Origin of the sequence: Kitasatospora sp. NPDC059327, assembly GCF_042752535.1 — a bacterium.
Classification (GTDB): Bacteria; Actinomycetota; Actinomycetes; order Streptomycetales; family Streptomycetaceae; genus Kitasatospora.
Window position 1 is genome coordinate 1 of the sequence record NZ_JBHYYB010000044.1, and the last position, 3,717, is coordinate 3,717.

The 3,717-nt window shown below is 73.0% G+C and carries 2 protein-coding genes; one reads left to right on the top strand and one right to left on the bottom strand.

Annotation, left to right across the window (positions count from 1 at the left end):
- Window positions 1–121: 121 nt before the first annotated feature.
- Window positions 122–601 (bottom strand): PaaI family thioesterase, encoded by a 480-nt coding sequence (locus tag ACFXHB_RS24945; RefSeq protein WP_380576836.1) that lies wholly within the window; start codon window positions 599–601, stop codon window positions 122–124.
- A 290-nt stretch (window positions 602–891) separates the two neighbouring features.
- Between ACFXHB_RS24945 and polA the strand changes: the two genes are divergently transcribed.
- Window positions 892–3,591 (top strand): DNA polymerase I, encoded by a 2,700-nt coding sequence (gene polA, locus ACFXHB_RS24950; RefSeq protein ID WP_380576894.1) that lies wholly within the window; start codon window positions 892–894, stop codon window positions 3,589–3,591.
- The last annotated feature ends 126 nt before the right edge of the window (window positions 3,592–3,717 follow it).

Sequence of the window (3,717 nt, forward strand, 5' to 3'; positions counted from 1 at the left end):
TTGTTTTTTACCCCTCCCCCCACGCGCTTGCCCCGTCACCACGGGGGGGGCCACCTCTGTAGGCTCCAACCCGCCGCCCGCCCCCCCCCCCCCCGGGGGCCCGGCCCGCCCCGACAGGGCGTCAGAGGTCGCGGAGCATGCAGGTCAGACGGCAGCTGGTGACCCGCTTGCCGGTGTCGTCGGTGATCGCGATCTCGTACGTGGCGGCGGTGCGCCCCTTGAACACGGCGGTGGCGACCCCGGTGATCAGGCCGGAGGTCGCCGAGCGGTGGTGGGTGGCGTTCAGGTCCACGCCCACCGCGTACCGGCCGGGGCCGGCGTGCAGCATCGCGCCGACCGAGCCGAGGGTCTCGGCCAGCGCGGCCGAGGCCCCGCCGTGCAGCAGCCCGTACGGCTGCTGGTTGCCCTCGACGGGCATGGTGCCGACCACCCGGTCGCCGGAGGCCTCGACGATCCGGATGCCGAGCTTGTCGCCGAGCCGGCCGCCGGAGAAGGTGGCGGGGTCGACGCCGAGCTTGGCGAAGTGGTCCAGCACCTCCTGCGGGATCTTCAGGGCGGGGTTCGCGTCGGGTGCGGTCGCGTCGGGGGCCGTGTCGGTCATGGGGGAGCTCCTGCCGCTCGGGGTCACGTCGTCGTGCTGCCTGTGATCGTACGACCGTCCTACTCGGCGGTAGCGGTCGCGTCGAAGGGTTGGCGTGGCGGGCCGGCCGCGCCCTCCGGCCCGCCCGACCGTGCGCGCGCTCCGCACCCGGGCTGCGCGGCGCCCCTTTTGTCGGTGCCGGGCCATAGGATCGGTGGCCGGTAGTGGAATCGGCAGGAACGGACGTTGACGTGGCTACGCAGAGTACGGACAAGGGCGCGGCGGGTGGCGACGGGGCGCGGCCCCGGCTGATGCTGCTCGACGGGCACTCGATGGCCTACCGGGCGTTCTACGCGCTGCCCGTGGAGAACTTCAACACCTCCACCGGCCAGCCCACCAACGCGGTGTACGGCTTCGCCTCGATGCTGGCCAACACCGTCCGGGACGAGCGGCCCACCCACCTCGCGGTGGCCTTCGACCTCTCCCGGCAGACCTTCCGCTCCGTCGAGTTCCCCGACTACAAGGCGAACCGGGCCAAGACGCCCGACGAGTTCCGCAGCCAGATCGGCCTGATCGGCGAACTCCTGGACGCCATGCGGGTGCCGCGGATGACGGTCGAGGGCTTCGAGGCCGACGACATCATCGCCACCCTCGCCACCGCCGCCGAGGCGGCCGGCTTCGACGTGGACATCGTCACCGGCGACCGGGACTCGCTCCAGCTGGTCACCGACCACATCACGGTCCTCTACCCGACCAAGGGCGTCTCCGAGCTCACCCGCTACACCCCCGAGAAGGTCGCCGAGAAGTACGGCGTCACCCCCCGCCAGTACCCCGACCTCGCGGCCCTGCGCGGCGACCCGTCCGACAACCTGCCCGGAATCCCCGGCGTCGGCGAGAAGACGGCCGCCAAGTGGGTCAACCAGTTCGGATCCTTCGACGAACTCGTCTCCCGCGCCGACGAGGTGAAGGGCAAGATCGGCGAGAAGCTGCGCGAGCACCTGGACTCGGTGAAGCGCAACCGCGTCCTCACCGAGCTGGTCCGCGACGTCGAACTCCCGCTCGGCGTCACCGACCTGGGCCGCGCCGCGTTCGACCGCGAGGCCGTGGCCGGCCTGATGGAGTCGCTGGAGTTCCGCAACGCCAACTTCCGCGACCGGGTCTTCGGCATCGACCCCGCCGCCGCCGAGCCCGAGGCCGCCGCCGAACTCGCCCCCGGCGTCGAGGTGGACGGCGAACTGCTCAACGACCCGGGCGCGCTGGCCGAGTGGCTGCGCCGGCAGGCCGACGGCAAGGTCCCGGTGGCCCTGGCCGCCGTCTACCGCTGGGCGCTCGGCACCGGCGAGGTCACCGAGATCGCCCTGGCCGTCGGCGAGTCCGCCGCCTGGTTCGACCCGGCGCTGCTCGCCGAGGAGGACGAACGCGCCTTCGCCGGCTGGCTGGCCGACCCGGCCGCCCCGAAGGCCCTGCACATCGCCAAGCAGGTGATGCGCGCCTTCGCCGAGCGCGGCTGGACGATCGGGGGCGTCGTCGCCGACACCGCCCTCGCCGCCTACCTGGAGAAGCCCGGCCGCCGGACCTTCACCCTGGAGGTGCTCGCCGAGGAGTACCTGGCCCGCTCGCTCGCCCCGGCCCCGGTCGCCGAGAGCGGCCAGCTGTCCTTCGACACCCCGGACGACACCGACGAGACCGACGGGGTGGCCGCCCGCGCCCAGGCGCTGATGCTCCAGGCCCGGGCCGTGCTCGACCTCGCCGCCCTCTTCGAGACCCGCCTCGCCGAGGTCGGCGCCACCGAGCTGCTGCGCGACATGGAGCTGCCGATCGCCGCCCTGCTGGCCCGGATGGAGCGCACCGGCATCGCCGCCGACCGCCCCTGGCTCACCGGCCTGGAGGCCCAGTTCGCCACCGAGATCCAGCGCGTGGTGGAGGAGGCGCACGCCGCCGCCGGCCACGAGTTCAACCTCGGCTCGCCCAAGCAGCTCCAGGAGATCCTCTTCGGCGAGCTGGCCCTGCCCAAGACCAAGAAGATCAAGACCGGCTACACCACCGACGCCGACGCGCTCACCTGGCTGGCCACCCAGACCGACAACGAGCTGCCCGTCATCCTGCTCCGCCACCGCGACCAGGCGAAGCTGCGCACCACCGTCGAGGGCCTGCTCAAGACGGTCTCGCCGGCCGGGCGCATCCACACCACCTTCAACCAGATGGTCGCCGCCACCGGCCGGCTCTCCTCGCAGGACCCGAACCTGCAGAACATCCCCGTCCGCACCGAGGAGGGCCGCGCCATCCGCCGGGCCTTCGTCGTCGGCGAGGGCTACGAGGCGCTGCTGACGGCCGACTACTCCCAGATCGAGCTGCGCATCATGGCCCACCTCTCCGAGGACGAGGCCCTGATCGAGGCCTTCGCCACCGGCGAGGACCTGCACACCACCGTCGCCTCCCAGGTCTTCGAGGTCCCCGGCGACGCCGTGGACGCGGAGATGCGCCGGAAGATCAAGGCGATGTCCTACGGCCTGGCGTACGGGCTCTCCGCGTACGGGCTCTCCCAGCAGCTCGGCATCAAGCCCGCCGAGGCCCAGGGCCTGATGGACACCTACTTCGAGCGCTTCGGCGGTGTGCGCGACTACCTGCGCCGGGTCGTCGACGAGGCCCGCGCCACCGGCTACACCGAGACCCTGCTCGGCCGCCGCCGCTACCTGCCGGACCTCAACAGCGACAACCGCCAGCGCCGCGAGATGGCCGAGCGGATGGCCCTCAACGCCCCGATCCAGGGCTCGGCCGCCGACATCGTCAAGATCGCCATGCTGCGGGTGGACGAGGCGCTGACGGCCGCCGGCCTCACCTCCCGGATGCTGCTCCAGGTGCACGACGAAATCGTGCTGGAGCTGGTCCCCGGCGAGCGTGAGCGCGTCGAGGCGGTCGTCCGCGAGCAGATGGCCGGCGCCTACCCGCTGCGCGCCCCGCTCGACGTCTCGGTCGGCGTCGGCCCGAACTGGGAGGCCGCCGCGCACTGACGCGGGCCCGAGGACGTGGGTGCGACCCGGTGCGGGTCGGGCCCCAGCCACTTTTGATCATCGGTGTTTAGCCGGCGGCGTGGGGGGGGGCCGGGCGGGGGGGGGGGGGGCGGGGGGGCCCGGCCC